We start from the raw sequence: 26,790 nt of genomic DNA on the forward strand, positions 1-26,790 counted from the left end.
TCAGGCGCGCATGCGCTGCCGCGCAGGCCTGATGGCGCTCGCCGCGTTGGCCAGCTTGACCGATGCGGGAAAATCGCGGAAAGCCCGTGCGAGCGGCAGTTCGTTGCCGGCAAAGCCCGGCACGGTGTAGCCGTCGATGTCCACGGTTGCGTCGAGACTTTCGAATGCGGGCCACTCCCGGCCGGCCCGCGTGAAGGCGGCGAACTGATGTCCGACCACGACGATCACAGCGGCGCGGCCGTACCGCCGGGCGAACGCGATGACGTGATCTGCGTCCGCGCCGTGCACCTCCAGCGGCCGGTAGTCGCCCTGTGCGAAGACCTCGGCATGGTCATTGCGCAGCTTGAGCAGGTGCCGCGTCCACGCCAGCTTGAGCCGGCCGTCCGGCCAGTTCCTGGTTAGGCCGCCCCAATCCGGATTGTCGAGCACGCCCAGCGCCGCGTGCCGGGCGGAAAAATCCACGGGGCGGCGGTTGTCGGGATCGACCAGCGAGAGGTCCCAGAATTCGGTGCCCTGGTAGAAGTCGGGCACGCCCGGCAACGTTGCCTTCAGCGTGAGCTGGCTCAGCCCGTTCAAGGCGCCGAGCAGCGCGATGCGGCGCGCTAGCGTCTGGAGCGCCTCCAAAAATTCACCCGACAGCGCGGGATCGAGGATCTTTGCGATGAAGCTTTGAATGCCGTTCTCATAGGCCTCATGCGGATTGAGCCAGCTCGTCTCCTCCTTGCCCTCGCGCGCGGCTTTCAGCGCATAGGCCTGGATCCGCTCGATGAAGCCGGCATCGGCCGGTTCTTCGAGCGGCCAGGCGCCGAGCAGGGTCTGGTAGAGCATGTATTCGAACGTCGCCGACGGCGCGCGCAGATTGCCGTGGAGGGCGAGATGCGGCGCGTTCAGCACCTTCCAGCGCGACACCGCGCTGGTCCATTCGCCCGGGATCTCGCTGAGCGCCGCGATCCGCGCGCGGGCATCCTCGCCGCGCTTGGTGTCGTGGGTCGCGGTCGCCGTCATCCCCTGCGGCCATTCCCTCGCGCGCGCTCGCATCGCCTCGTGGAAGGCGGCAATGGTGAGGCCGTTGCTGGCGGGATCGCCGCCGACCTCGTTCAGCGCGAGCAGCCGGTGGAACTGGTAGAACGCGGTGTCCTCCAGCGACTTCGCCATCAACGGCCCGGTGAACTGCTGCACCTTCAGCGCGAAGCGGCGCACGCGCGGGGCGCTGTGCGGCGGCCGGCCGGGCTTGAGCAGGTCCATCGTCAGCGCATCGCGCAGGAAGTCGAAGATGCCCTCGTCGGCCGCGAACCATTCGGCGCGGGCGCGCTCGATGGTATCGTCGATCAGCTTGCGGTCGAGCGCCGTCGGGCCGCTATGGGTGAGATATGTGCGGTACACCGGGAAATGCAGCACATAGAGCTCGAGCGCCTGCCGCAGGCTGTCGGCGGAGAAGTCGCGAGTCGAGTAGTGGCCGTTGGCGATGCGCGCGAGCAGGCGCGTCAGCACGGTGAACTCGGAGGTGAGCAGCGTCTCCAGCACGCGCCGCTTGGCCTCCTTGACGTAAGGCGCAAGCCGCGGCGGCCGGTTGCTGATCTGCCGCCAGGTCTCGTCCAGCGCCTCCAGCCCCTTGGCATCGACCAGGACATGGGTGATCGCGTTCATCCACTCATAGCCGGTCGTGCCCTGCACGCCGGCGAAGTGCGGCAGCTTCTCGTGCTCGCACAGGATCTTCTCGATCACGGTGTAGAACGGCTTTGTATTACCTTGCGCGTCGCGCACCAGCCGGCGCAGCCGCTGGCAATATTGCGCGGGATCGCGCAGGCCGTCGATGTGATCGAGACGGATGCCTTGCAGCTTGCCCTCCGCAACGAGCTGCTTCACCAGCCGGTGCGTGGCGGCGAACGTGCCGGGGTCCTCGACGCGCAGGCCTGCCAGCCCGTTGACGTCGAAGAAGCGGCGATAGTTGATGTCGCTGGAGGCGAGCCGCCAGTGCCCGAGCTTGTAGTGCTGGCGCTCCAGAAGGTGATGCAGCGCCAGCGTATGCGCGGGTCGATCCTTGGCGGCACGGTAGGCGGCAAGCCCGCGATGGATGATATCGGCCGCGCCATCGATCTCCTTCAGCTCCGTCTTGAAGGCGGGAGCCTCCTTGCGGCTAGGCCGGCGCAGCCCGGTGTAGCGCGCCGCGAGCGCCAGCAGGCGCTTGCCGGCCTCGGTCTCGGCGGCGTCCGCTTCCTTCACGATGATGCGCAGCATCTCGCCATAGCGTTCCGGCGCGATCGGCAGGCGATGCTCGAAATACCAGGCGGAAAAGCTGCCCTCGTCGGGATCGTAGCGCAGCTCGATCTCGCCGCACTCCAGCGCCTCGCCATAGGACGCGCCGAGGATCGGCAGCAGCACGCCGCCGCGGGCGCGGTAGGCCAGTTGATCCCAGTCGATGTCGAAGGATACCGCGTGCGGCGAGGCCTGGCCCCATTCCAGCACGTCGAGCCACCAGGGATTGTCGGCAAAATGCACGCCGACATGGTTGGGCACGAAATCGATGATGAGGCCGAGGTCGTGCTGCTTCAGCGCATCGCTTAGCCGCGCAAAACCGGCTTCGCCGCCAAGCTCGGGATTGAACTGGCTGTGATCGACGGTGTCGTAGCCATGGGTCGAGCCCTTGCGCGCCTTCATCACCGGCGAGGCGTAGAGATGCGTGATCCCCAGCGCCTTGAGATAAGGCACGACAGCGGCGGCCTTGTCGAAGTCGAAATCCGCGGTGAGCTGAAGCCGATAGGTCGCAAGCGGAATGGGGGGAGGCATGTCAACCTCCGAGGCGCCAGACCACCGACCAGGGCGGGAGCCGGTCGCCGGCCGCGCCGCCCCAGATCGGCGGGCCTGCATTGTTGTCCGAGTGCGTGATGTCGCGGTCCGACAGATTGGCGACGAGACGCAACGTCGTGCCATCGCCCATGCGCCAATGCGCGGAGAGCAAGCCGTTGTCGGCCGCCTCGGCATCGCCGAACCTCGAGCCCCTCAGCCGCGGCGCGATCTCCTTGCGGCGGAGCATGAGCAAGTCGCGGACCAGCGCGAGCCGCTTGTCCTGCTCCGGCGTGCGGCCGGTCCAGTCGAGCACGGCTGATCGCAGCGTGGCCGGATCGAGCGGGTCGGGCACCTCGTCGCCGTATGTCTCGTAAGCCCAGGCATATTCCTGCTTGCGGCCCTTGCGCACGGCGTCGGCAAGCCCGCCCTGGAAGTCGCAGAAGAACGGGAAGGGCACGGTCGAGCCCCATTCTTCGCCCTGAAACAGCATCGGCACCATCGGCGCCAGCAAGGTCACTGCGAGCGCGGCTTCGACCTGCTGCGGCGAGGCGAGGCTCTCGAGCCGGTCGCCGAACGGACGGTTGCCGATCTGGTCGTGGTTTTGCAGGAAGTTGACGAAGGTCGCCGGCGGCAGATCGCCGCTCGGCTCACCGCGCGGCTTCTTGCCCCAGAATTCCGAGATCTCGCCCTGATAGACGAAGCCGGAGGCCAGCGCGCGGGCGAGGTCCATGCGCGGCGTCTGGTAGTCGCCATAATAGCCGTTGAGCTCGCCGGTCAGCATCACGTGCCAGACGTGGTGATAGTCGTCGTTCCACTGCGCGCGATATTTGCCGTTCGGCGGCTCCTGCGCGGCGTCGAGCAGGCTGGCGCGATTGTCGCCGTTCTCCAGCACGAGGTGGATGTGCCGCCCGGTGGCCTTGGCGAGCTCGCCGGCGGCGGCGCTGAGGTCCTGCAGCATCGACTGCTCGCCGGGCACCGCCATGATGTGATTGGCGGCATCGAGCCGCAGACCGTCGAAGCGGTAGTCGCCGAGCCAGGACAGCGCGTTCTCGACCGCGAATGCGCGCACCTGCGGCACGCGATAGTCGATCGCGCTGCCCCAGGGCGTGTGCGCGTCGGTGAAGAAGCCAGGTGCATAGCGGCCGAGGTAATTCCCCTCGGGACCGAAATGATTGTAGACGACGTCGAGGAACACCATCAGCCCGCGCAGATGCGCCTCGTCGATCAGCGCTTTCAGATCCTCGGGCCGGCCGTAGGCGCTGTCGGGCGCATACCAGAGCACACCGTCATAACCCCAGCCGCGGCGGCCGGCGAAATCGGCGAGCGGCATCAGCTCCAGCGCGGTGATGCCGGTGGCGACGAGATGATCGAGCCTGTCGATCATGGCGCGGTAGGTGCCTTCGGCGGTGAAGGTGCCGACATGGGTCTCGATCAGCACCGTCTCTTCCCAGGGACGGCCGCGCCAGTCGCGCGCGCGCCATGTGAAGGCGTCGTGGTCGATCACCTCGCTCGGGCCGAACACGTCGTCGGGCTGGAAGGCCGAGGCGGGATCTGGCACGTCGATCTCGTCGTCGATCCTGAATTTGTAGGGAGTGCCGACGGCAAGATCGTCGATGTCCGCGACATACCAGCCGTCCTGCCGCCGCTGCATCGCGTGCCGTCGCTCGAGCAGCAGATCGACGCGGCGCGCACCGGGCGCCCACAGGCGGAACGACACGCCGTCTTTCGTCGGCCTCGCCCCGAAGGATGGCCTCATGGCGCCCCCGCGAAGGCGAGCACGGAGCGCGGCGGCGCCTTGCTGTCGCTACCGGGCAGGAAGTCGATGCTGTTCAGCTTGGCATCTGTCGTGTTCAGGATCTGCTGCCAGCTCTTGTATTCGTCGATCTCGGGCAATTTGAATGCGATCTCTTCGGGGGCGGCGTTCAGTACGATAAAGATCGCAGCCGCGCCCGGTTCCACCGGGCCCATCACATAAGAGAGGAACCGACCTTCCGGAAACTTCCAGTCGCTCTCCGTCATCTCGTCGCCGGCAGGCGTCAGCCACAGCGCGCCGTAGGAGGCGCCGTCGGCTAGGCGTCCGTCGAGCCAGCGATGGCTGCGAAGCTGCGAGAAGCGGCGACGGATGTCGGCGAGCTGGCCGACGTAATCGACCATGTCCTCGCCGTCGTTGCCGAGATTGTCCCAGCCGACCCAGCCGACCTCGTTGTCCTGGCAATAGGCGTTGTTGTTGCCGGATTGCGAATTGCCGACCTCGTCGCCGGCCAGCAGCAGCGGAACGCCCTGCGCGAGCATCAGGCAGGCCAACACGTTCTTGCGCAGCTGCCGCCGCAGGCCGAGGATTTGCGGATCGTCGGTCGGGCCCTCGACACCGCAATTGTTGCTGTGGTTGTCGTTGGAGCCGTCGCGATTGTCCTCGCCGTTGGCCTCGTTGTGCTTCTCGTTGTAGCTGAAGAGGTCGGCCAGCGTGAAGCCGTCATGCACGGTGATGTGATTGATGCTGGCGCGTGGCCGTCGGCCGTCATGGTTGAACAGGTCGGACGACGCCGTCATGCGGCTGGAGATGTCGCCGATCAGGCTGCCTTCGCCGCTCCAGTAGCGGCGCATGGCGCTGCGATAGCGATCGTTCCACTCCGACCATTGCGACGGGAAGGCGCCGACCTGGTAGCCGCCGAGGCCGAGGTCCCAGGGCTCGGCGACCAGCTTCACGTTCGCCAGCACGGGATCCTGCCGGACCGCGGTCAGGAACGAGCTGCCGCGCTCGAAACCGTTCGGCCCGCGCGCGAGCGTGGTGGCGAGGTCGAAGCGGAAGCCGTCGACATGGCAGACCTCGACCCAGTAGCGCAGCGAATCCATCACCATCTGGAGCACGCGCGGATGGGTGAGGTTCACCGACGAGCCGCAGCCGGTGAAATCGTCGTAATAGCGCGGGTTCTCGCGGTTCAGCCAGTAATAGGAGGCGTTGTCGATGCCGCGATAACACAGCGTCGGGCCGAGATGATTACCCTCGGCGGTGTGGTTGTAGACGACGTCGAGCATCACCTCGATGCCGGCATCGTGCAGGCGCGCCACCGTGGTGCGAAAGGAATCCAGCGCGTTGTCCTGGGCGTAGCGCGGCTCCGGCGCGAAGAAGGACAGCGTGTTGTAGCCCCAGTAATTGGCGAGCTTCTTTTCCACCAGAATACGGTCGTCGACGAAGCTGTGGATCGGCAAGAGCTCGATCGTGGTGACGCCGAGCTTCTTCAGATGCTCGATCATGGCGGGCGAGGACAGCCCGCCATAGGTGCCGCGCAAATTCGGCGGCACGTCGTCGCGCTTCTGCGTCAGGCCCTTGACGTGGGCCTCGTAGATGATGGTGTCTTCCCAGGGGATGTGGGGCCGGATCTCGCGGCGGCCCCAGTTGAAGGTCTCGTCGACCACGACGGCCTTGGGCATGCCGCGCGCATTGTCGCGCCGGTCGAAGGAGAGGTCTTCGCGCGGCGAGCCGGTTCGGTAGGCGAAATGCGCATCGCTCCAGACCAGCCGCCCGGCGAGCCGCTTGGCATAGGGGTCGAGCAGCAGCTTGTTGGCGTTGAACCTGTGGCCGTGCTCGGGCTCGTAGGGGCCATGCACGCGGTAGCCGTAGAGCTGTCCCGGCGAGACGTCGTTGAGATAGCCGTGCCAGACGTCCTCGGTGCGTTCAGGCAATTCGATGCGCTCGAGCTCGCGCCGTCCTTGCATGTCGAACAGGCAGAGCTCGACCTTCTGTGCGTTGGCGGAGAACAGCGCGAAATTGGTGCCGCGTCCGTCCCAGCTTGCGCCGAGGCGTGCGGGCGATCCAGCGGTCAGGCGCATGGTTCAGCTTTCCGGAACGAGGAAGATCGCGCCCAAAGGGGGAACGGTGAGGCGGAGCTCGCCGTCAACGGCCTGGACCTCGCCGATGTTCCCGACGTCGCCGCCGCCGTAATGGCCGGAGTCCGAATTGAACACTTCCTTCCACTTGCCGGCAAAGGGCACGGGCACGCGATAGTTGCGATAGACGTTGGGGGAGAAGTTGACGAGGACGAGACAGCGTGCGTGCTCGTCAAAGCCCTTGCGCAGCCAGGCGAACACGTTGCGGTTGGCATCGTCGGTGATCAGCCATTCGAAGCCGGCCTGGTCGCAATCCATCTGGTGCAGCGCCGGCACGGCGCGATAGAGCCGGTTGAGGTCGCGGATCAGCGCCTGGATGCCGGAATGGTATTTGTATTCGAGCAGGTGCCAGTCGAGCGACTGGTCGTGATTCCATTCGCGGCTCTGCGCGATCTCCGCGCCCATGAACAGCAGCTTCTTGCCGGGATGGCCGAACATGAAGCTGTAGTAGGCGCGCAAATTCGCAAAGCGCTGCCATTCGTCGCCGGGCATGCGGCCGAGGATCGAGCGCTTGCCGTGCACGACCTCGTCATGTGACAGCGGCAGGATGAAGTTCTCCGAGAAGGCGTAGTGCAGGCCGAACAGGATCTCGCCGTGATGATGCTTGCGATGGATCGGATCCTTGCTGATGTAGTTCAGCGTGTCGTGCATCCAGCCCATGTTCCACTTGTAGCCGAAGCCGAGCCCGCCGAATTCGACCGGGCGCGACACCTGCGGCCATGCGGTGGATTCCTCGGCGGCGGTGGTGGCTTGCGGGAAGCGGGCGAACAGCTCGGTGTTGAAGCGGCGCAGGAAGTTGATCGCCTCGATGTTTTCGCGCCCGCCATACTGGTTCGGGATCCAGGCGCCCGGCGGGCGGCTGTAGTCGAGATAGAGCATGGAGGCGACGGCGTCGACGCGCAGGCCGTCGATCGCATAGCGCTCCAGCCAGAACAGCGCGTTCGACACCAGGAAGTTGGTCACTTCGGTGCGGCCGTAATTGTAGATCAGCGTGCCCCAGTCGAGATGGCGGCCCTGGAGCGGGTTGGCGTGCTCGTACAGCGCCGTGCCGTCGAAGCTGCCGAGCCCGTGCGGATCGTCAGGGAAGTGGCCGGGCACCCAGTCGAGCAGCACGCCGATGCCCTCGCGATGGCAGGCATCGACCAGGGCGGCGAAATCGTCCGGCGTGCCGAAGCGGCTGGTCGGCGCATAAAGTCCGGTCGGCTGATAGCCCCAGGAGCCGTCGAACGGGTGCTCGCTGACGGGGAGGAATTCGAGATGGGTGAAGCCCATGTCGCGGGCATAGGCCGGCAACTGCTCGGCGAGCTCGCGATAGGTCAGCCATTCATTGCCGTTCTTGCGCCGCCACGAGCCGAGATGGACCTCGTAGATCGACATCGGCGCCGACAGCGCGTTGATGCCGTCGGGCGCCGGGCGGGGGCGTGGCAGATGCGCCTCGTCGAACACGATCGAGGCCGTCTTTGGCCGCACCTCGCTCGCAAACGCCAGCGGATCGGATTTCAGCGGCAGCAGATGGCCGTGCGGGCCGATGATCTCGAACTTGTAGTGATCGCCACTCTTCGCATGCGGAATGAACAATTCCCAATAGCCGGCACCGCGCACCCGCATCGGATGGCGCCGCCCGTCCCAGAAATTGAAATCGCCGACCACGGACACGCGCCGCGCATTCGGCGCCAGCACCACGAAGCCGATGCCGTCGATGCCTTCGAGCCGCATCGGATGCGCGCCGAGCTTGTCGTAAAGGCGCTGATGGGTGCCTTCGCCGAGCAAATAGAGATCGAAATCGGTCAGGATCGGCGGAAAGCGGTAGGCGTCCTCGAACTCGACGACATTGTCGCCGAATTTTGCGCGCAGCTGATAGTGCTTGGAGCCATTGGGCAGCGCGCCGATGAACAGGCCGGCTGCGTGGACACGGTCGAGGGCTGCGACCTCGCCATGCTCGCCGACCGCCTCGACATTGGAGGCTTCGGGCAGGAACGCGCGCACCACGCTTTTGCCGCCCTCGGGATGCAGCCCGAGATAGTGGAAGGGGTCGGAGTGACGGCCTTCGATGATGGCGTAGGCTTCGGCAGGCAGTTTAGGCATGGGCTTCGCTCTCGGTACTGGACAGAATGCGAAGCAGTCCGGTCAGCGGCGCATGGAGCCCCTCGGGCCGGTGGGACAGCTCGTACTCTACTTCGTCGAACGCTTCATCAAGCAGGAAAAACCTTAACAGGCCTTCCGAGGCTTGCGCATCGTCCGGCCAGAGCCGGCGATCCGTCATGGCTTCGTCATAGGCAGTGAGGAACGTCGCGGTCGCACGCTCGCGCCATTCGTCGAGCGCAGCGGCGAGCCGGTCTTGCTCGTCGGACGCGCCCGTGCGCGCGCGGCCAAGGGCTGCGTTGACCGAAAGGTCGATCGAGCGGATCAGGCCGGCGACGTCGCGCGCGGCAGGCAGCTTGCGCCGCTTGTCGGCCAGCGGCAGACGCGGATCGCCGTCGAAATCGATGATGAAGATGTCATCCTTCACGATCAGAATTTGCCCGAGGCGGAAGTCGCCATGATGACGGATGTTCAACCCGCCGATCCCGGAACGCAATAGTGCATTCAGCCGGTCGGGCAGGGTGTTGCGTGCCGCGATGATGCGGTCGATCAGCGGCCGGTCCGCCTCCCGCAGGCCGTCGCGGCTCTCAGCGAGGCGCTCGAACACCCGCTCGGCGCGCGCCTTGAGGTCGGAGACCCAGCGCTCGATTTGTGTTGAGCCGATCGGCTCAGGGGCGAGATCGTCGGTCTTTGCCGCGGCCAGTGCGACATGCAGCTCGCCGAGCCGCCGGCCGATCTGCGCCATGAAGTGCAGATAGGGGGCCTGCTCCTGGGTCTCGCGGTGCGTTTCCCCTGGCGGCAGCACGCGCTGCTCGTCGATATAGCGGTCGAGATAGCCCGTGGTCACCGTCCAGCCGTCGCCCTGGTTCTCGACATAGGCATGCAGCACGCCGAGCGCGCTGCGGTGATCGCCCTCGATCAGCTCGACGCTGCCGAGCAGCGCCGGCGCGTTGGCAAAGCGGGCCACTTCCGTGAGATAGCGGCCGATCTCGATCTCGGGACTGGTCCCGCTTTGGAGCCGGCGGTAGATCTTGGCGACATATTGGTTGTCGACCAGCGCAGTGCTGTTCGACTGCTCGATCGCGCGGATGCGCTGGGGCTCCTTGATGGTGTAATCGGCGAACCGGCTGGTGGCCTTGAACTCCAGCCGCAAATTGTTCTCGTCCACCACCAGGTTTTGCGACAGACCCCGCAGGAAAAGCCCGATGAAGATCTGCTCGGTCGCAACGTCAAGCAGCGTGCCTTCGCGCGCGCCTTGGCGCACGGCGGCGAGCGCCTTCGGGTTGAAGCGTTCGCGGTCGAAGCGCACCCACTCGATCTGCATCGGCATCACGTAGCGCGTGGTGACGTCGTCCCGCGTCGTCTCGAAGAACGCGATCCAGGGTCTGTTGTCGCCGATGTCGCTGAACGGCACCGCGGAGGTGAGCGTGGCCTTGATCTGCTTGGGATTGTGCTCGGGGTACCAGCGTGTCCGCGACAGGAAGCCCGGCAGCACGTCGCGTTCGAACACGCCGCGCTCGCGCGCCAGCGACACCCAGTTCGAATTGACCGGCACCACCAGCGTCTCGAACTCCGGCACCGCGCGCGGCGTCACCGGCTCGGACTTGTCGCGCTCCTGAAGCTGGAACCAGTAGAAGCCGTAGGGCCCCAGCGTGATCATGTAGGGCAATTCGCCGATCGGGGGGAAGCGCGTGCGCCCCAGCATCTCCTGCGGAATGCGATCCTTCCACGGTGACAGATCGAGCTCGGTCGCCTGCGCTGCGCGCGACAGATTGGCGACGCAGAGAATGACCTCGTCGCGATATTGCCGCACATAGGCCAGCACCGCGCGGTTGGCCGGGCGGATGAAGGTCATGGTGCCGCGGCCGAAGGCGAGCGTCGACTTGCGCACCGAGATCAGCCGCTTGGTGGCGCTGAGCAGCGAGGACAGACTGCGCGACTGCGCCTCCACGTTCACCGATTCGTAGCCATAGACCGGGTCCATGATCAGCGGCGCGTAGAGCCGGGCCGGATCGCAGCGCGAGAACCCGCCATTGCGATCCGGGCTCCATTGCATCGGCGTGCGCACGCCGTTGCGATCGCCGAGATAGATGTTGTCGCCCATCCCGATCTCGTCGCCGTAATAGACGATCGGCGTGCCCGGGAAGGACAGCAGCAGCGAGTTCATCAGCTCGATCTTGCGGCGGTCGTTGTCCATCAGCGGCGCGAGGCGTCGGCGGATGCCGACATTGATGCGCGCACGGGGATCGTTGGCATAGGTGGTCCAGAGATAGTCGCGCTCGACGTCGGTGACCATCTCCAGCGTCAATTCGTCATGATTGCGCAGGAACAGCGCCCATTGGCAGCTCGCCGGGATATCAGGCGTCTGGCGCAAAATGTCGGTGATCGGGAAGCGGTCCTCCTGCGCGATCGCCATGTAGATGCGCGGCATCAGCGGGAAGTGGTAGGCCATGTGGCACTCGTCGCCACGGCCGAAATATTCCTGCACGTCCTCCGGCCATTGGTTGGCCTCGGCCAGCAGCAGCTTGCCCTTGGAGTACGCGTCGAGCTCCTGGCGCAGGCGCTTGATGATCGCATGCGTCTCCGGGAGGTTCTCGTTCGAGGTGCCCTCGCGCTCGCAGAGATAGGGAATGGCGTCGAGCCGGAAGCCGTCGACACCGGCGTCGAGCCAGCGCTTCATCACCTGGATGATGGCGCTGACGACGCGCGGATTGTCGAAATTGAGGTCGGGCTGGTGCGAGAAGAAGCGGTGCCAGTAGAACGCGCCGGCCTCCGGATCCCAGGTCCAGTTCGACTTCTCGGTGTCGGTGAAGATGATGCGCGTGCCCTGGTATTTCTGGTCGGTGTCGCTCCAGACATACCAGTTGCGGGCGCTGGAGCCCGGATGGCTGCGGCGCGCGCGCTTGAACCATTTGTGCTGGTCGGAAGTGTGGTTGACGACGAGCTCGGTGATGACGCGCAGGCCGCGCTTCTGCGCCTCCTGGATGAAGCGCTTGAAATCCTTCATCGTCCCGAAATCGGGGTTGACCGAGCCGTAGTCGCCGATGTCGTAGCCGTCGTCGCGGCCGGGCGAGGGATAGAACGGCAGCAGCCACAGCGCGGTGACGCCGAGGTCCTGCAGATAAGGCAGCTTCTCGGTCAGCCCGGCGAAGTCGCCGATGCCGTCATTGTTGCTGTCGGCAAAGGCCTTGACGTGGAGCTGGTAGATGATGGCGTCCTTGTACCAGAGCTCGTCCACGATCTCGGCAGACTCGGCCTTCTTGGTGTCGACGGAAGACAATACGTTCATGGCGTGACCCCTTACGCCAGGCAGCGGAACAGGAGTGCCGGATCGCGGTCGGGATCGATACGCAATTTGAGCCCACCCCATTCGATGCGGCACTGTTCGCCGGTGAGGAGATTTTCGAGTGCGGTGACGTGGCGGCGTTCGCCGCCGACGTCGATGGTGAGGTCGCCGAGCGGCAGCCAGAATTCGCGTGGATGACGCGAGAGCGCGATGACGGCGATTGTCGTGTTGGCCGGGTCAGTCGCCTCCTTGGCAAAGGCGATGGTCTCGCCGTCCTCAGCGCCGAGGAAGCGCAAGCTTGCGGTCTGCTGGAGCGCCGCGTTCTCGTTGCGGATGCGGTTGAGCGCGGCGATGTAGGCCTTGATGTTGCCTGGCTTGTCCCAGTCGCGCTGCCTGATCTGGTACTTCTCGGAATCCTGATACTCTTCGCGGCCGGGCACGGCCTCGTGCTCGAGCAGCTCGAAACCGCTGTAGATGCCGAAGCTGCCCGACAGCGTCGCTGCCAGCGCGACGCGCGATTTGAAGGCCCAAATCTCGCCGCTCTGGAGATGAAAGGGCAGGAGGTCAGGCGTGTTCACGAACAGGTTCGGGCGATAGAAGTCGCGCTCCGGATAGCGCGTCAGCTCGTCAAAATATTGTTCCAGCTCCCACCTCAAAGTATGCCAGGGAAAATAGGTGAAGGACTGCGCGAAGCCGAGCTTGGCGAGGCCTTTCATCGGCTTCGGCTTCGTAAACGTCTTGGAGAACAGGATCACCTCGGGGTGCCGCCGGCGGATGTCGCCGATCAGCCAGTCCCAGAACGGCAGCGGCGCGGTGTCGTGGTTGGCGATGGCGAAGATGGTGACGCCATGGTCGATCCAGAACAGCATGGCGTCGCGGAACGCGTTCCACAGCCCGACCCGATCGACCGAGGCGAAATCGGGGATGACGATGTCCGAATAGGGACGATCGGCCGTCCGCACCGAGCGGTCCGGCCGCCATTTGAACCATTCCGGATGCTGCGTCAGCCAGGGATGATCCGGCGAGCATTGCACGGCGAAGTCGAGCGCGAGCTCGAGGCCGTATTCGAGGCAAGTGGCGACCAGCGCGCGGAAATCCTCGATGGTGCCGAGCTCGGGATGCAGCGCATCGTGTCCGCCTGCGGCTGAGCCGATCGCATAGGGCGAGCCCGGCTCGCCTTCGGTCGCCACCGGCGCATTGTTGCGGCCCTTGCGGCGTGTGTGGCCGATCGGTTGGATCGGCGTGAGGTAGAGCACGTCGAAGCCCATCGCGGCGATATCCGGCACGCGCGCGATGCAGTCGCGCAGCGTGCCGTGCCGGCCGGGGACCCGGCTCTGGCTGCGCGGCATCATCTGGTACCAGGCGCCAAAGCGCGCCTTGTCGCGGTCGATAATAAGCGGGAAGGGCGGCGAGCGGGTCAGGTCGGGCCGCGACTGGCTTTCGGCCATGGCCTTGCCGAGCTCGGCCCCAAGCAGCGGGGCGACGTTTCCGGTCTCAAGATAATCCTCGCACTGCCTGATGATGACAGCTGCAGCGTCCTGTCCTGCGCCATGCGCCTTGGTCAGCAGGCCGGCGCCCTCGACCGCGTCGAGGCTGACATCGGCGCCGGTGCGCTGTTTTCGCGCGACACCGTTTGACCAGGTCGCAAATTCGTCGGTCCAGGCTTCGATCACATAGACATATTGGCCGGGCTCGACAGGCGTGAACGCGCCGGACCAGCGGTCATTGCCGTGATGGATCATCGGCTCGCTCCGCCATTCGCGGTCCTGCTCTCCTCGCCAGATCAGCGCGGCGGATATCACGGCATCGCCACCGCGATAGATGTCGGCCCAGACCTCGACGCGCTCGCCCGCAATCCGTTTCACGGCGAAGCGGCCGCCGTCGATCAAGGGATAGACGTTTTCGATGAGGAAAGCGCTGCCGGCAGCGGCACTCTCGACAGTTTGAATTGTCTTGTTCACGGTGATGCCATTGACAAGAAAGCAGGAGCCCGTTTCCCTTGTCGGGAACCTACGCTTGGTACCACTATAGAAAGCCGCTTGTGTGTCATTGGTTCCCTCGGGAACGGCAAGCGCAGTTTGCGAGTTACCCCTGACTAACCTCTTCCGCGACCTCGTTAAAATCGATGCCACCGGCCAGACAATGGCCTGCAAGCTGCGTGCCGAATGGATCTTTTAGCTCAAGCCCGGATCAAGGGCGTTCAATCTGAATTTATCGACGCCCTCGGCAAGCTGCGGGTCACCGATCCCGTGGCCCTTAAATCCATCCTCGACGCCCTGCCGGAAAAGCGGGTTTACCGCTTCGTCGCCGGGCCGGTCGTGGTCCGTGCCCTGGGCAATCCGCGCACCGAATTGGCGACGATCGGCGCCGCGCCGCTCAGATGGAAAATCATCGGCAAGGACAGCGTCATCGCGCAAGGCGAGACGCGCGAGCCTGTGATCGCCTGGCCGGCGGGCCTCCCGCCCGGTTATCACCGGCTGACACTCACCGATGCCGAAGGCGTGAGCGAAGACGTGCCGATGATCGTGGCGCCGGAGCGCGCCTTCGGCGGCGATTTCGACCGCGGCTGGCTCCTCGCCGTGCAGCTCTACAGCGTCCGCTCGAACCGCAATTGGGGCATCGGCGATTTCACCGATCTGGCCGGGCTCCTCCGGCTGGCAAAACAGCTCGGCGCCGACGGCGTCGGGCTCAATCCGCTGCACGTGTTGTTCGACGATCATCCCTCAGATTGCAGCCCCTATTCGCCGAACAGCCGGCTGTTCCTCAATCCGCTCTATATCGACGTCGAGGCAATCCCCGAATTTTCCGCAGATCTCGTGCCGGATGCGGCTGCGACCGCTGCGCGGCTCCGCCAGGGCGATCGCGTGCCCTACGCCGCCATGGCGGCCTTGAAATGGCCGGCGTTGCGCGCCGCATTCAACAGCTTCGTGACCAGCGCGAGCGCGGCGCGCCGGAAGGCGTTCGACGCCTTCCGCGCCGAACGCGCGCCGCTGTTGTCGCGCTTTGCCTGTTTCGAGGTGCTGCGCCATCGCTTCACGGGGCCGTGGTGGGACTGGCCGGCGGAATGGCAGCAGCCGGATGAGGCGAAATGCGCGGGCTTGCGCAACGGCCCCGACAAGCGCGAGGTCGAGTTCGTCGAATTCGTGCAATGGACGGCGGACAGCCAATTGCGTGCCGCAAGGGAGCTGGCGAGCCAGCTCGGCATGCGCGTCGGACTTTATCTCGACGTTGCCGTCGGCGTGCAGTCCAACGGCTTCGACGCCTGGAACGAGCAGATGGCGATCTCGCGCCATCTCGCGGTCGGCGCGCCGCCCGACGTGCTCAACACCGTCGGCCAGGACTGGGGCCTAGCCGGCTTCAATGCCGGCGGCCTCGAAGCGCAGTCCTTTGTGCCGTTTGCCGACATGCTGGCCGCGTCGATGCGCCATGCCGGTGCTATCAGGCTCGATCACGTGCTCGGTTTGAAGCGGCTTTATCTGGTGCCGCGCGGCTTCAAGCCCGACAACGGCGCCTATGTGCAGATGCCGTTCGAGGCGCTGCTCGGCGCGGTGGTGCGCGAGAGCGCAGCCCACAAATGCATCGTGATCGGCGAGGATCTCGGCACGGTGCCGGAAGGTTTCCGCGAGACCATGCAGGATTTCGGCATCTGGTCCTACCTCGTCATGATGTTCGAGCGTGACGATTCCGGCCATTTCCGCAACATCGACCACTACCGGCCGAACGCGCTGGTGACGCTGAACACCCATGATCTGTGCACCTATGCGGGCTGGCGCTCGTTCAGCGATCTCAAGATGAAGCGCTCGCTCGGGCTCGATCCCGGCGAGGACGACCAGGCCCGCTGGGACGCGCTCGGCGCGCTCGACGAGATCCTGCGGCAGAACGGCATCAGCGCCAACGACCTCTATTCGGTGCTCGCCTTCCTGTCGCGCACGCCGTCGCGGCTGCTGGCGGTGTCGCTGGAGGACCTGCTCGGCGTGATCGACCAGCCCAACATTCCCGGCACGATCGACGAGCATCCGAACTGGCGCCAGCGCCTGCCCGTTGCGCTCGACCAGATCGCCAAGAAGGTCGATCTCGCGGCTTTGAAGGCCGCGACGCGGGAACGTTCCTTGGCCAATGGGCGTTGATGAGCCGGGGTTTCCAGGCTCGAACGACATTGTCTCAGAGGATCGAGGACTACGCGCTGATCGGCGATTGCGAGACCGCTGCGCTGGTCGGGCGCAACGGCTCGATTGACTGGCTGTGCTGGCCGGCCTTCGATTCCGACGCCTGCTTCGCCGCGATCCTTGGGACAAACAAGAACGGCCGCTGGCTGGTCACGCCAGCCGATGACGTCGTCAAGTCCACGCGCCGCTATCGCGGCGACACTCTCATCCTCGAGACGCGCCTTGAGACCAGGACCGGCACCGTCGCGCTGGTCGACTTCATGCCGCCGCGCGGCAAGGCCTCGGACGTCGTCCGGCTGGTGCGCGGCATCAGCGGCACGGTGAAGATGCGGATGGAGCTGGTGATCCGCTTCGGCTTCGGCGTCGACATTCCCTGGGTGCGGCGGATCGACCACTCCCTGCTCGCGATCTGCGGCCAGGACATGACGGTGCTGCGCACGCCGGTCGAGACCCGCGGCGAGGACCTCACCACGGTGTCCGATTTCGAGGTGAAGGAGGGCGAGACCGTCGCCTTCGTGCTGACCTACGGTCCCTCGCATCTCGAGCCGCCCGGGCCGATCGACCCCGAGCAGGCGCTCGAAGAGACCGAAGCGTTCTGGAAGGACTGGTGCCGCCATTGCACCCGCGACGGCCCCTATCACGATCTCATCGTGCGCTCGCTGATCACGCTGAAGGCGCTGACCTTCGCTCCCACCGGCGGCATCGTCGCCGCGCCCACCACCTCGCTGCCGGAGAAGCTCGGCGGCAGCAGGAACTGGGATTACCGCTTCTGCTGGCTGCGCGATGCCACCTTCACGCTGCTGGCGCTGATGAACTCGGGCTACACCGAGGAAGCCTCGGCCTGGCACAACTGGCTGTTACGCGCGGCCGCCGGCGCGCCGGCGAACATGCAGATCATGTACGGCATCTGGGGCCAGCGGCGCCTGCTGGAATGGGAGGCGGGCTGGCTCGCCGGCTATGAGGGCGCGCAGCCGGTGCGCGTCGGCAATGCCGCGCATGCGCAGCTCCAGCTCGACGTCTACGGCGAGTTGATCGACGCCTTCCACCAGTCGCGCATGGCCAAGCTGAAGCTCGACGAGGAGAGCTGGGCATTGGAATGCAACGTGCTCAATCACCTCGCCGAGGTCTGGGACAAGCCCGACCACGGCATCTGGGAGCGGCGCGGTCAGCCGAGGCATTACGTCTTCTCGAAGGTGATGACCTGGGTCGCCTTCGACCGCGGCATCAAGAGCGCCGAGACTTTTGGCTTCAAGGCGCCGCTGCTGCACTGGCGCGCCTTGCGCGAGGCCATTCATCGTGACGTCTGCCGCAGGGGTTTCGACGCGGAGGGGAATGCTTTCGTCGAGTCCTATGGCTCGAAGCTGCTCGATGCCAGCGTGCTGCTGCTGCCCGGCGTCGGCTTCCTGCCGGCCGACGACCCGCGCATCCGCGGCACCATCGCGGCGGTCGAACAGCACCTGATGCGCGACGGCTTCGTGCTGCGGCACGACCCGCGCGAGGTGCCTGCGGACCAGCCGCCGCTCGAAGGCGCGTTCCTGGCCTGCAGCCTGTGGCTCGCCGATGCCTATGTGCTGTCGGGCGATCTCGACAAGGCGCAAGTCTTGTTCGACCGCGTGGTCGGCATTGCCAACGATGTCGGGCTACTCGCCGAGGAATATGATTCCGTGGCGCGACGCCAGACCGGCAATTTCCCGCAGGCCTTGACCCACATCGCGCTGATCAACACCGCGCATAATCTGTCGGCGGCGAGGCAGAAGAGCGAGAAGCCGGCGATGCAGCGGTCGAAGTAGTGACCGTGCATGAGCTTTGATTGCTACCAGAGCGGAGGTGCGCTCCCTCCCCCGCTTGCGGGGGAGGGTTGGGGAGAGGGTGTCTCTGCTGGGCGAGAACCCCCGAGAGGAGAGAACCCTCACCCGCCGCCTCTCCCGCAAGCGGGAGAGGTTGAAACCAGCTGGCAGCCCGTCTAGCCCACCCCATTCCACTTCAAGACCATCTCCATCGCCTCGGCAAAACCATCCTGCTCGTTGCTCGCGGTGACGTGGGTGGCCTGGTCCTTGACGTTGTCGGTGGCGTTGCCCATGGCGATCGAGGTGCCGCTGACGCGGAACATGGCGAGGTCGTTCTGCATGTCGCCGATGGTGGCGACCGCATCGGTCGAGATGCCGAGGCGCTTGGCCATGGCCTCGACGAACGTGCCCTTGTTGAAGCCGGGCGGAGTGATGTCGAGATAGTAGGTCTGCGAGCGCACCGCGGTGGCCTCGCTGCCGAGGGCCTCCTGCATCGCCTTCTCGCAAGCCTCGAGCCCGGCGGCATCGGCGCTGGCGCCGACGATCTTGCAGGCGCTGGCGAGGTACGGCGAAAAATCCGTCACGATGGTGGGGTCGGAGCGGATGGTGTGCTGCTCATGCGCGACATATTTGCCGTTCGGGTTGTCGATCAGCCATTTGTCGTAGGTGAACAGCCAGATGTCGGCGCCGAACTCGCGCAGGATCTGCAACGACCGTTCGGCGGCGCCCGCCGGAATCAGGTGCTGCTCGACCGGCCTCATCTCGGGATCGATGATCGAGGAGCCATTGAACGGGCCGACCGGCAGCCACAGCGCCAGCGGCTCGATCAGGAAGCGCATGCCGATGGCGGGGCGGCTGGAGGTGATGGTGAAGCCGATGCCGGCCTGGTGCAGCCGCTGCACCGCGCTCCTCGCGCGCTCGGTCAGCGTTTTGTCCTTGGTCAGCAGCGTGCCGTCGACGTCGGAGACAACGAGTGAGATTTTCGTCATGGCAGGACCTTTGGTTATGGCCTCAGCGTCGCGCCGCCCAGTTTCAACTGCCGGACGATGCCGTCGACGATCGCCTCGACAGTCTCGTCGATCGAGACGGTGACGACGTGCTCGCCCGCCTCCGGCGGCTCGAGCGTGTCGAACTGGCTCTTCAGCAACCCGGGCGGCATGAAATGACCCTTGCGCTGCGCCAGCCGCTCGGCGATCAGCTCCTTCGTGCCCCTCAGGAACACGAAGCGGACGTCGTCGCGTCCGCGCAGCAGCACGTCGCGGTAGGTGTGCTTCAGCGCCGAGCAGGCGATGATGACGTGCCCGCCCTTGCCGCAGACCCGCGCGATCTCGTCGGCGATGGCGTTGAGCCAGGGCCAGCGGTCCTCGTCGGTGAGGGGATGGCCGGCCCGCATCTTCTCCACGTTGCTCGCGGGGTGAAAGCTGTCGCCGTCCTCGAAGCGCCAGCCGAGCCGCTCACCGAGCGCGGCTGCAACTGTGCTCTTGCCCGAACCCGACACGCCCATCACGATCAACGCACAAGGTGCTTCAACGCCCGCCACGAATTCCCTCCGGAAGCGCGGCCCTGTCGACCAGCCAGACGGTCTCACCATTCGAGCGCGCGCGTACAGCCGGCAGATTCTCGCCATTGAGGAGGCGCGTCAAGATCGGCTGCTTGTCGTGCCCGGCAATCTCGAACAGCATCTCGCGGCAGGACGCCAAAGCGGGCAGCGTGAGCGACACCCGCGGCACGAACGGCGCGACATTGGCCTTGGGCACGCCGACGACCCAGCGCGCGGTCTCCTCGATCTCGGGATAGCCGGGAAACAGCGAGGCGGTGTGACCGTCCGGCCCTGCACCCATCAGGACCATGTCGAACAGCGGCCGCGCCGGATCGAGCCGGTCCGAGCCGTAGAAGGCCTGCAGCTCGCGCGCATAGGCCGCGGCGCTGGCATCGGGATTTCCGGCGGTGGTCGGGATCGGATGGATATGGCCAGCGGGCGCATTGCGATCGAGAAAGGTCGCGCGCGCCACCGCCATGTTGTTGAGCGGATCGCTCTCTGGGACAAAACGCTCGTCACCGATGAACCAGTGCACGCGGTCCCACGGAATCCTGCCGCGCCATGCGTCGCTGCCGAGTAGTTGATAGAGCTTCTTCGGGCTGGAGCCGCCGGTGAGGCAGATCGCGATGCGCGAGGGATTGGCTGATATCCGCGCCATCACCCGCTCGGCTGCGGTTTGCGCCAGAGCCTCGGCGTCGGCCGCGACGATCAGCTCCGGCTGGCCGGCTGCAGCCATCACGAATATTTCCGCCAGCTGCGCCCGTCGCGGCGAAGCAGCTCGTCGGCGCATTTCGGGCCGTCGCTGCCGGCCTGATAGGTCTCGATGCCGTTGGTGCCGGCATTTTTCCAGGCGTCCAGGAACGGCTGCACCGCCTGCCATCCGGCCTCGACGCCGTCGGCGCGCTGGAACAGGATGTTGTCGCCGATCATGCAGTCGTAGATCAGCGTCTCGTATCCGGTCGAGGGATCGGCGCGGAAATAGTCGCCGTACTTGAACTTCATCTCGACGCCGTCGATGGTGATGCTCGGCCCCGGAATCTTGGCGTTGAACTGCAGCTCGATGGTCTCGGTCGGCGCGATGCCGATGGTGAGGAAGTTCTGCGACAGGCGGTCGACGTCCGTGCCCGTGAACATCGACAGCGGCGCCTGCTTGAACTTGATCGCGACTTCCGTGCGCTTGTGGCCGAGCGCCTTGCCGGTCCGCAGATAGAACGGCACGCCGGCCCAGCGCCAATTGTCGATCATCAGCTTCAGCGCGACAAAGGTCTCGGTGCTGCTGCCGGGCTTGACGTCCTCGGTCTTGCGATAGTCCGGGATCTCGTCCTCGCCGATGCGCCCCGCGAGATATTGCGCGCGCACCGAGCTTCGCAACGCCTCTTCCTCGTTCGGTTGCTGGATCGCGGTGAGCACGTCGGCCTTCTCCGAGCGCACGGAATGCGCATCGAAACGGGCGGGGGGCTCCATCGCCACCAGCGACATCAGCTGGAACAGATGGTTCGGCACCATGTCGCGCAGCGCGCCGGTGGCATCGTAGAAGCCGCCGCGATGGCCGACGCCGAGCTTTTCCTCCACCGTGATCTGGACGTGGTCGATATGATTGCGATTCCAGATCGGCTCGAACATGCCGTTGGCAAAGCGCAGCACCAGGATGTTCTGCACCGTCTCCTTGCCGAGATAATGATCGATCCGGTAGATCTGGTGCTCGTCCATGATCTTCAGCAGCTCGCCGTTCAGCGCGCGCGCCGAGGCGAGGTCGGTGCCGAACGGCTTTTCGATCACGAGCCTGCGCCAGGCGCCGTTCTCCTTCATCATGCCGGTGCGGCCGAGCTCGCGCGCCGTCGGCGCGAACGCGGCCGGCGGGGTCGCGAGGTAGAACAACCGGTTGCCGCCGGTGTCCTGCGCGCATTCCAGCGAATCCAGATGCTCGCGCAGGCGATCGAAAGAAGGCGGGTCCTTCGCATCGGCTTCGACGAAGGTGACGCATTCGAGCAGCTTCCGGGCGATGTCGTCGTCCACGGGCCGCGTCGCGAATTGCCGCAGGCCCTTCAGCAGGCTGTCGCGCAGCTCGTCATCCGACTGGCCCCTGCGGGCCACGCCGACGACGCAGAACTTTTCCGGCAGCAGGTGCTCGGCGGCGAGATTGTAGAGCGACGGCATCACCAGGCGATGGGTGAGGTCTCCGGTGACGCCGAAGATGACGAAGGCGCAATTTTCCGGCTTGCGCTTGGCTTGCGGGTCTTTTGTCACGAATGTTGGGCCTTCGTTTGTTACTTGTTGCTTCAGCGCTTATTTGGGCTCGCCGCGCCCGGCGGCTTCGGCTCCTTGTGGCCGCCGAAACCCGCACGCATCGCGGAGAGAATTTTTTCGGCGAAGGTGTGTTCCTTGCGGGAACGGAAGCGTGTGTAGAGCGCAGCGGTCAGCACCTCTGCCGGCACCGCCTCGTCGATCGCCGCATTGACGGTCCAGCGTCCCTCGCCGGAATCTTCCACGAAGCCCGAATATTCCGACAGAAGCGGGCTGTCGGCGAGCGCAGTGGAGGTGAGGTCGAGCAGCCAGGACGGGATCACGCTGCCGCGCCGCCAGACCTCGGCGATGTCGGCGAGATCGAAATCGTAGCGATGATCCGCCGGCAGCGCCTCGATATTGGCATTCTTGAGGATGTCGAAGCCTTCGGCATAGGCCTGCATCAGGCCGTATTCGATGCCGTTGTGGATCATCTTGACGAAATGGCCCGCGCCGACCGGACCTGCATGGATGTAGCCCTGCTCGATGCGGGGATCGCGTCCCTCGCGTCCTTCGGTGCGCGGGATCTCGCCGGCGCCCGGTGCGAGCGCGGCAAAGATCGGATCGAGCCGGTCTACCACGGCCTTCTCGCCGCCGATCATCATGCAATAGCCGCGGTCGAGGCCCCAGACGCCGCCGGAGGTGCCGACGTCGACATAATGGATGCCGCGCGCCTTCAGCGCCTTGCCGCGGCGGACGTCGTCCTGCCAGAAGGTGTTGCCGCCGTCGATGATGACGTCGCCGTCCTGCATCACGCCGGCGATCGTCTCGATCGTGGTCTCGGTGATGTGGCCGGCCGGCAGCATCACCCAGGCCGTGCGCGGCCGCTCGAGTTTCGAGATGAACTCTTCGAGCGTGGCCGAGCCGACCGCGCCGTCTGCGGTAAGGCCGGCGACGGCCTTGGCGTCCTTGTCATAGACCACGGTCGTATGGCCGTGGCGCATCAGGCGGCGAACGATGTTGCCGCCCATCCGGCCGAGGCCGATCATGCCGAGTTGCATGTGAGAGATCTCCTTAATTCAGCGCATCGTTGAGCGCCGCATTGAGCGCCGCGAGACCTTTCTTGAGCGGGCCCTTCAGGTGCACCCGCAGGGCGCGCCGGCCGCGCTCGGTGAGCACGTCGAAGTCGCCGCGCGCCTGCGCCGCCTTGATCACGCCAAAGCTCGCCTTCTGGCCCGGCACCGGAAGGTCCTTGGCGTCGTCGGCGGTTATCTGGAGGAACACGCCGCTGTCGGGTCCGCCCTTGTAGGCCTGACCGGTCGAGTGCAGGAAGCGCGGCCCGAACTCGGCGCAGGTGGCGACATGCCGCTTGTCGCGCACCTCGAGCCGCATGGCCTGGAGCGCGTCGATCGTGGCCTTGTCGCGCGCGATGTAGCCGAGCAGGGCGACGTAGTCGCCGTCGCCCGAGCGCGACAGATGCGCCTTCAGCCAGGAGCTGAGGTCGCCATTGGCACCGGCCGCGCGCAGCGCCGTGGCGTTGGCCTCGTCGGTGTAGAGATCGGCCTCATCCGTGCTGACCACCGGCTCCTCGGCAGGCAGGGCGCCGGTCTTCTCGAACGACGCGGTGAGCTCGCGGGTCTTGATCTTGGCTGCTTCCACGTCGGGCTGGTCGAACGGGTTGATGCCGAGGATGCTGCCCGCCACTGCGGTTGCCATCTCGAAGCGGAAGAACTCTTGGCCGAGATGGTCGATCGACTTCATGACGATGCGCGCCACGGGATGGCCGGCCGCCTCGATGGCGGCAAGCTTGGAGTCATGGGCCGCATCCGCTTCGCCTTCGGTGCGGATGTCGATGAAGAAGCGGTCGTTGCCGTAAACCGCGGACTCGCCCAGCGGCTCGCCCTCGATCGGGATCAGGCCCTTGCCTTCCTTGCCGGTCGATTCCGCGATCAGCTGCTCGGCCCAGGCGCCGAAATCGGCGATCTTCTTCGACGCCAGGATCGTCACCTTGTCGCGGCCTTCGAGGCCGGCGAGGCCCATGGCGAGGCCGAGCTGCACGCCCGGGTTTTCGCTCGGCGGCACGTCCGGCCCGCACGAGCGGGCCATCGCCAGCGCATGCTTGATGAAGGTCTTGACGTCGATGCCGGCGGTCGCCGCCGGCACCAGGCCGAATGGCGAGAGCACCGAATAGCGTCCGCCGATCGAAGGCTCGCCATGGAAGATGCGGGCGTAGTTCAGCTTCTTCGCCGCCTTCTCCAGTGACGAGCCGGGATCGGTCACCGCGATGAAGCGGAAGCCGGTCTTGGCCTTCGGGCCGAGGGCCTGCGCGACGCGCTCGTGGAAATAGTCCTTCATCGCGTTCGGCTCGGTGGTGCCGCCGGACTTGCTGGAGACGATGAACACGGTGCTGGCGATGTCGATGTTGGCCTCCATCGCCCGCACCTGCGCCGGATCGGTCGAATCCAGCACGTGCAGCTTCGGGAAGCCGGGCTTCTTGCCAAAGGTCTCGGCCAGCACCTCAGGGCCGAGGCTCGATCCGCCCATGCCGAGCACGACGGCATCGGAGAATTTCTGCCCCTTCACGCGATTGGCGTAGTCCTCGTAATCGGCGACGTCTGCCTTGGCCGCGCTGTCGAGCCAGCCGAGCCATTTGTTCTCGTCCGTTCCGGTCCAGACAGACTTGTCGCGCTGCCACAGCCTGCGGATTTTGGCGGATGCGCGCCATTCCTCGGTGCTCTTGGCCACGGCCTTGCCGAGCCCGTCGCCGAGCGAGAGCTGCTGGCGATCGATCGCGGGTCCGAGCACGGTGGCGCGCTTGTGCGCGACCGCGCCATAGAGCTTGTCGGCGGCATCGGCAAACTGCCTGACGCCGTCCTTGACCAGCTCCTCGGTGATGGCGTCGAGCGACACGCCGGAGCGCTCCAGCTCTTCCAGCACGCGCCTTGCGTCGTCGATGTTTTCTTCCAGGCTGTCGCGCGGCTTGCCGTGATCGCGGAACGCATCCAGCGTTGCCGGCGGCACGGTGTTGATGGTGTCGGGGCCGATCAGCTCCTCGACGTAGAGGACGTCGCTGTAGTCCTTGTTCTTGGTGCCGGTCGAGGCCCACAGCATGCGCTGCCGCTTGGCGCCCTTGGCCGCGAGCTTCTCCCAGCGCGGACCGGAGAACAGGCGCTTGTAATCCTGATAGGCGATCTTGGCGTTGGCGATCGCGACCTTGCCCTTGAGCGCGGCGAGCCGCTCCTTCTCGGATGGGTCGTTGGCGCGGGCGATCCTCTCGTCGAGCTGCTTGTCGACCATGGTGTCGATGCGGCTGACGAAGAAGCTGGCGACGCTCGCTACATGCGAGGGGTCGCCGCCGCCGGCGACGTATTTCTCCAGGCCCGCAAGATAGGCTTCGGCCACCTCGAGATAGACCGCCTTGGAGAACAGCAGCGTGATGTTGATGCTGATGCCTTCGCCGATCAGCGTCTCGATTGCCGGCAGGCCCTCGGGCGTCGCCGGCACCTTCACCATCAGGTTCTTGCGGCCAACGTCCTTCCACAGCCGCCGCGCTTCGGCGACGGTGCCGGCGGTGTCCATCGCCAGATAGGGCGAGACTTCCAGGCTGACATAGCCGTCGCCGCCCTTGAGGCGGTCATAAACCGGGCGTAGCACGTCGGCCGCGTTCTGAATGTCCTCGACCGCGACCGCCTCGAACAGGTCGGCCACGGTGCGGTCGCCGCGCTTCAGCGCCTTGCCGATTGGAGCGTCGTACTCGTCCGAGCTGGCGATCGCCTTCTCGAAGATCGAGGGATTGGAGGTGACGCCCTTGACGCCGTCGGTGTCGATCAGCCGCTTCAGGTCGCCGTTGGCGATGAAGCCGCGGGCGAGGAAGTCCAGCCAGACGGCTTGTCCGTGCTTTTCCAGTTCTTTGACGGGATTCATGGTGCTTATTTATCTCCAAGCCTGGGGGCGAGGGGTTTCCGCGCCTGTCCTGACGCGCTATCCTCTAGCTTACATGCTCCCCGGAGGGAACCAATCAAGGGTATTTGCGTCATACTCTCAGTGTAACTCCGTCGCGATCATGGCGATCCAGGCGGGAGTAGCCGTGTTGCGTAAAAAGTCGTTGGCCGAACGGTTCGGCCGAGGTCCCGTTGCATAGCGCCGGCCACGTTGCCGTAGGCCGATCGCGAACCGTCATGCTGGGGACCGCATGCACGCACATACTGGCGGCGCTACAGTCGCCGTTGCCAATAGCCCGCAATCGATCGCGCCGTCCGCAAGCGTCGAGGCGTCGTGCGATCTCGAAATCAGTGAATGCGCGACACACCTGCGACTGCTGGTCGCGGCGGGCTTTGTGATGACCCTGCTCAGTGCAAGCCTCGCCTTCGACTTGTGGGACGGGCTCGGCGACTACGGTACGACGGACGGCTATGTCGGTGTCGCCTTGTTTGGCTTGGTGACCAGCAGGCTGATCCGGCTGCACCCGGCCGAGCTGGGCCGGTGGTGCTCGTCACTCCTTTCGGCATCCGCGATCTGCGCATCGGTCATGAATTCCTGCTGTGGGACTCCATTGCGGAGATTTCGGCTGAGGAAAGCCGCGGGCACAAGATGATCGTGCTGACGCCGACGCCGGCCTTGCGGCGGCAGCTCGGCGCCATCCGCGGCTTGGGCCGACGGGCGCAGAGCGATCGGATTGTCATCCATTCGGAGGGGGTGGCGACCGATTTTGATACATTGCTGCGTGCTTGTCGCGACTGTCATGCCGCCGGCGGTCCGCGCACTGCATTGCAGCAGGAAGATGAACGAGCGACGCAAGGCGGCGCTCAAGGCTTCGCCGTAGAAGCGTCATAAGATCGCCGCCCGCAGCTCGCTATGCTGCGGCGCCGGATGGGCGCATCCCCGGTAATGCCCGGATGTTGCGACCAAGTGACATTTTCTGGAAATGAGCCAATATAGACATAGATTCGCACAAATTACAGGCATGTGCCTGTTCGTAACTCATGGAGTGCCTACGTTGTGCGTTGCGTCGAGTTGGCACCCGGGTGTCCA

General features: G+C 65.5%; 14 protein-coding genes and 1 pseudogene. 3 read left to right on the forward strand and 12 right to left on the reverse strand.

Features of this window, described 5'->3' with window-relative positions; translation table 11 throughout:
* From treY to QA642_RS10270, 6 genes are read right to left on the reverse strand one after another with little or no spacing between them, the layout of a single operon-like run.
* Entirely contained in the window at positions 1-2,787 is a 2,787-nt protein-coding gene (gene treY / locus QA642_RS10245) for a malto-oligosyltrehalose synthase (RefSeq protein ID WP_283084548.1), read from the reverse strand.
* Position 2,788: 1 nt separating this feature from the next.
* Positions 2,789-4,543, reverse strand: a complete 1,755-nt coding sequence (gene treZ / locus QA642_RS10250; protein ID WP_283084549.1) for a malto-oligosyltrehalose trehalohydrolase — start codon at positions 4,541-4,543, stop codon at positions 2,789-2,791.
* A complete protein-coding gene (glgX, locus tag QA642_RS10255; protein ID WP_283084550.1) occupies positions 4,540-6,618 on the reverse strand; it encodes a glycogen debranching protein GlgX in 2,079 nt (692 codons plus the stop codon). The genes treZ and glgX overlap by 4 nt, the downstream gene beginning before the upstream one ends.
* Positions 6,619-6,621: 3 nt before the next feature.
* Positions 6,622-8,760, reverse strand: coding sequence for a 1,4-alpha-glucan branching protein GlgB (glgB, locus tag QA642_RS10260; protein WP_283084551.1), 2,139 nt, complete (start codon positions 8,758-8,760; stop codon positions 6,622-6,624).
* Positions 8,753-12,046: a maltose alpha-D-glucosyltransferase gene (gene treS / locus QA642_RS10265; protein WP_283084552.1), complete on the reverse strand. Its 3,294-nt coding sequence runs from the start codon at positions 12,044-12,046 to the stop codon at positions 8,753-8,755. The genes glgB and treS overlap by 8 nt, the downstream gene beginning before the upstream one ends.
* Before the next feature lie 11 nt (positions 12,047-12,057).
* A complete protein-coding gene (locus QA642_RS10270) occupies positions 12,058-14,004 on the reverse strand; it encodes a maltotransferase domain-containing protein (protein ID WP_283084553.1) in 1,947 nt (648 codons plus the stop codon).
* A 204-nt stretch (positions 14,005-14,208) separates the two neighbouring features.
* Between QA642_RS10270 and malQ the strand changes: the two genes are divergently transcribed.
* Both malQ and QA642_RS10280 read left to right on the forward strand, forming a co-directional pair.
* Positions 14,209-16,170 carry a 4-alpha-glucanotransferase gene (gene malQ, locus QA642_RS10275; protein ID WP_283084554.1) on the forward strand — a complete coding sequence of 654 codons (1,962 nt, stop codon included), beginning with the start codon at positions 14,209-14,211 and terminating at the stop codon, positions 16,168-16,170.
* Positions 16,171-16,199: 29 nt separating this feature from the next.
* Positions 16,200-17,999, forward strand: coding sequence for a glycoside hydrolase family 15 protein (locus QA642_RS10280; protein ID WP_283084555.1), 1,800 nt, complete (start codon positions 16,200-16,202; stop codon positions 17,997-17,999).
* Between the two features lie 173 nt (positions 18,000-18,172).
* Here QA642_RS10280 and QA642_RS10285 read toward each other — a convergent pair whose 3' ends face one another.
* Genes QA642_RS10285 through QA642_RS10310 form a run of 6 tightly spaced genes read right to left on the reverse strand, consistent with a single transcriptional unit; the run spans position 18,173 to position 25,683 of the window.
* Complete coding sequence (locus QA642_RS10285) at positions 18,173-18,985, reverse strand: HAD family hydrolase (protein ID WP_283084556.1); 813 nt, start codon at positions 18,983-18,985, stop codon at positions 18,173-18,175.
* 14 nt (positions 18,986-18,999) lie between these two features.
* A complete protein-coding gene (locus tag QA642_RS10290; protein WP_283084557.1) occupies positions 19,000-19,536 on the reverse strand; it encodes a gluconokinase in 537 nt (178 codons plus the stop codon).
* Entirely contained in the window at positions 19,523-20,272 is a 750-nt protein-coding gene (gene pgl, locus QA642_RS10295; protein ID WP_283086847.1) for a 6-phosphogluconolactonase, read from the reverse strand. Before pgl ends, QA642_RS10290 begins: the two co-directional genes overlap by 14 nt.
* Positions 20,272-21,783 carry a glucose-6-phosphate dehydrogenase gene (zwf, locus tag QA642_RS10300; RefSeq protein ID WP_283084558.1) on the reverse strand — a complete coding sequence of 504 codons (1,512 nt, stop codon included), beginning with the start codon at positions 21,781-21,783 and terminating at the stop codon, positions 20,272-20,274. Before zwf ends, pgl begins: the two co-directional genes overlap by 1 nt.
* Positions 21,784-21,815: 32 nt before the next feature.
* Positions 21,816-22,820, reverse strand: coding sequence for a phosphogluconate dehydrogenase (NAD(+)-dependent, decarboxylating) (gnd, locus tag QA642_RS10305; RefSeq protein ID WP_283084559.1), 1,005 nt, complete (start codon positions 22,818-22,820; stop codon positions 21,816-21,818).
* A 13-nt stretch (positions 22,821-22,833) separates the two neighbouring features.
* Positions 22,834-25,683 (reverse strand): bifunctional transaldolase/phosoglucose isomerase, encoded by a 2,850-nt coding sequence (locus QA642_RS10310; RefSeq protein WP_283084560.1) that lies wholly within the window; start codon positions 25,681-25,683, stop codon positions 22,834-22,836.
* A 268-nt stretch (positions 25,684-25,951) separates the two neighbouring features.
* Between QA642_RS10310 and QA642_RS10315 the strand changes: the two are divergent.
* Positions 25,952-26,592, forward strand: a pseudogene (locus QA642_RS10315) (hypothetical protein).
* Positions 26,593-26,790 lie beyond the last annotated feature (198 nt).

Source organism: Bradyrhizobium sp. CB2312, from assembly GCF_029714425.1.
Taxonomy (GTDB): Bacteria; Pseudomonadota; Alphaproteobacteria; order Rhizobiales; family Xanthobacteraceae; genus Bradyrhizobium.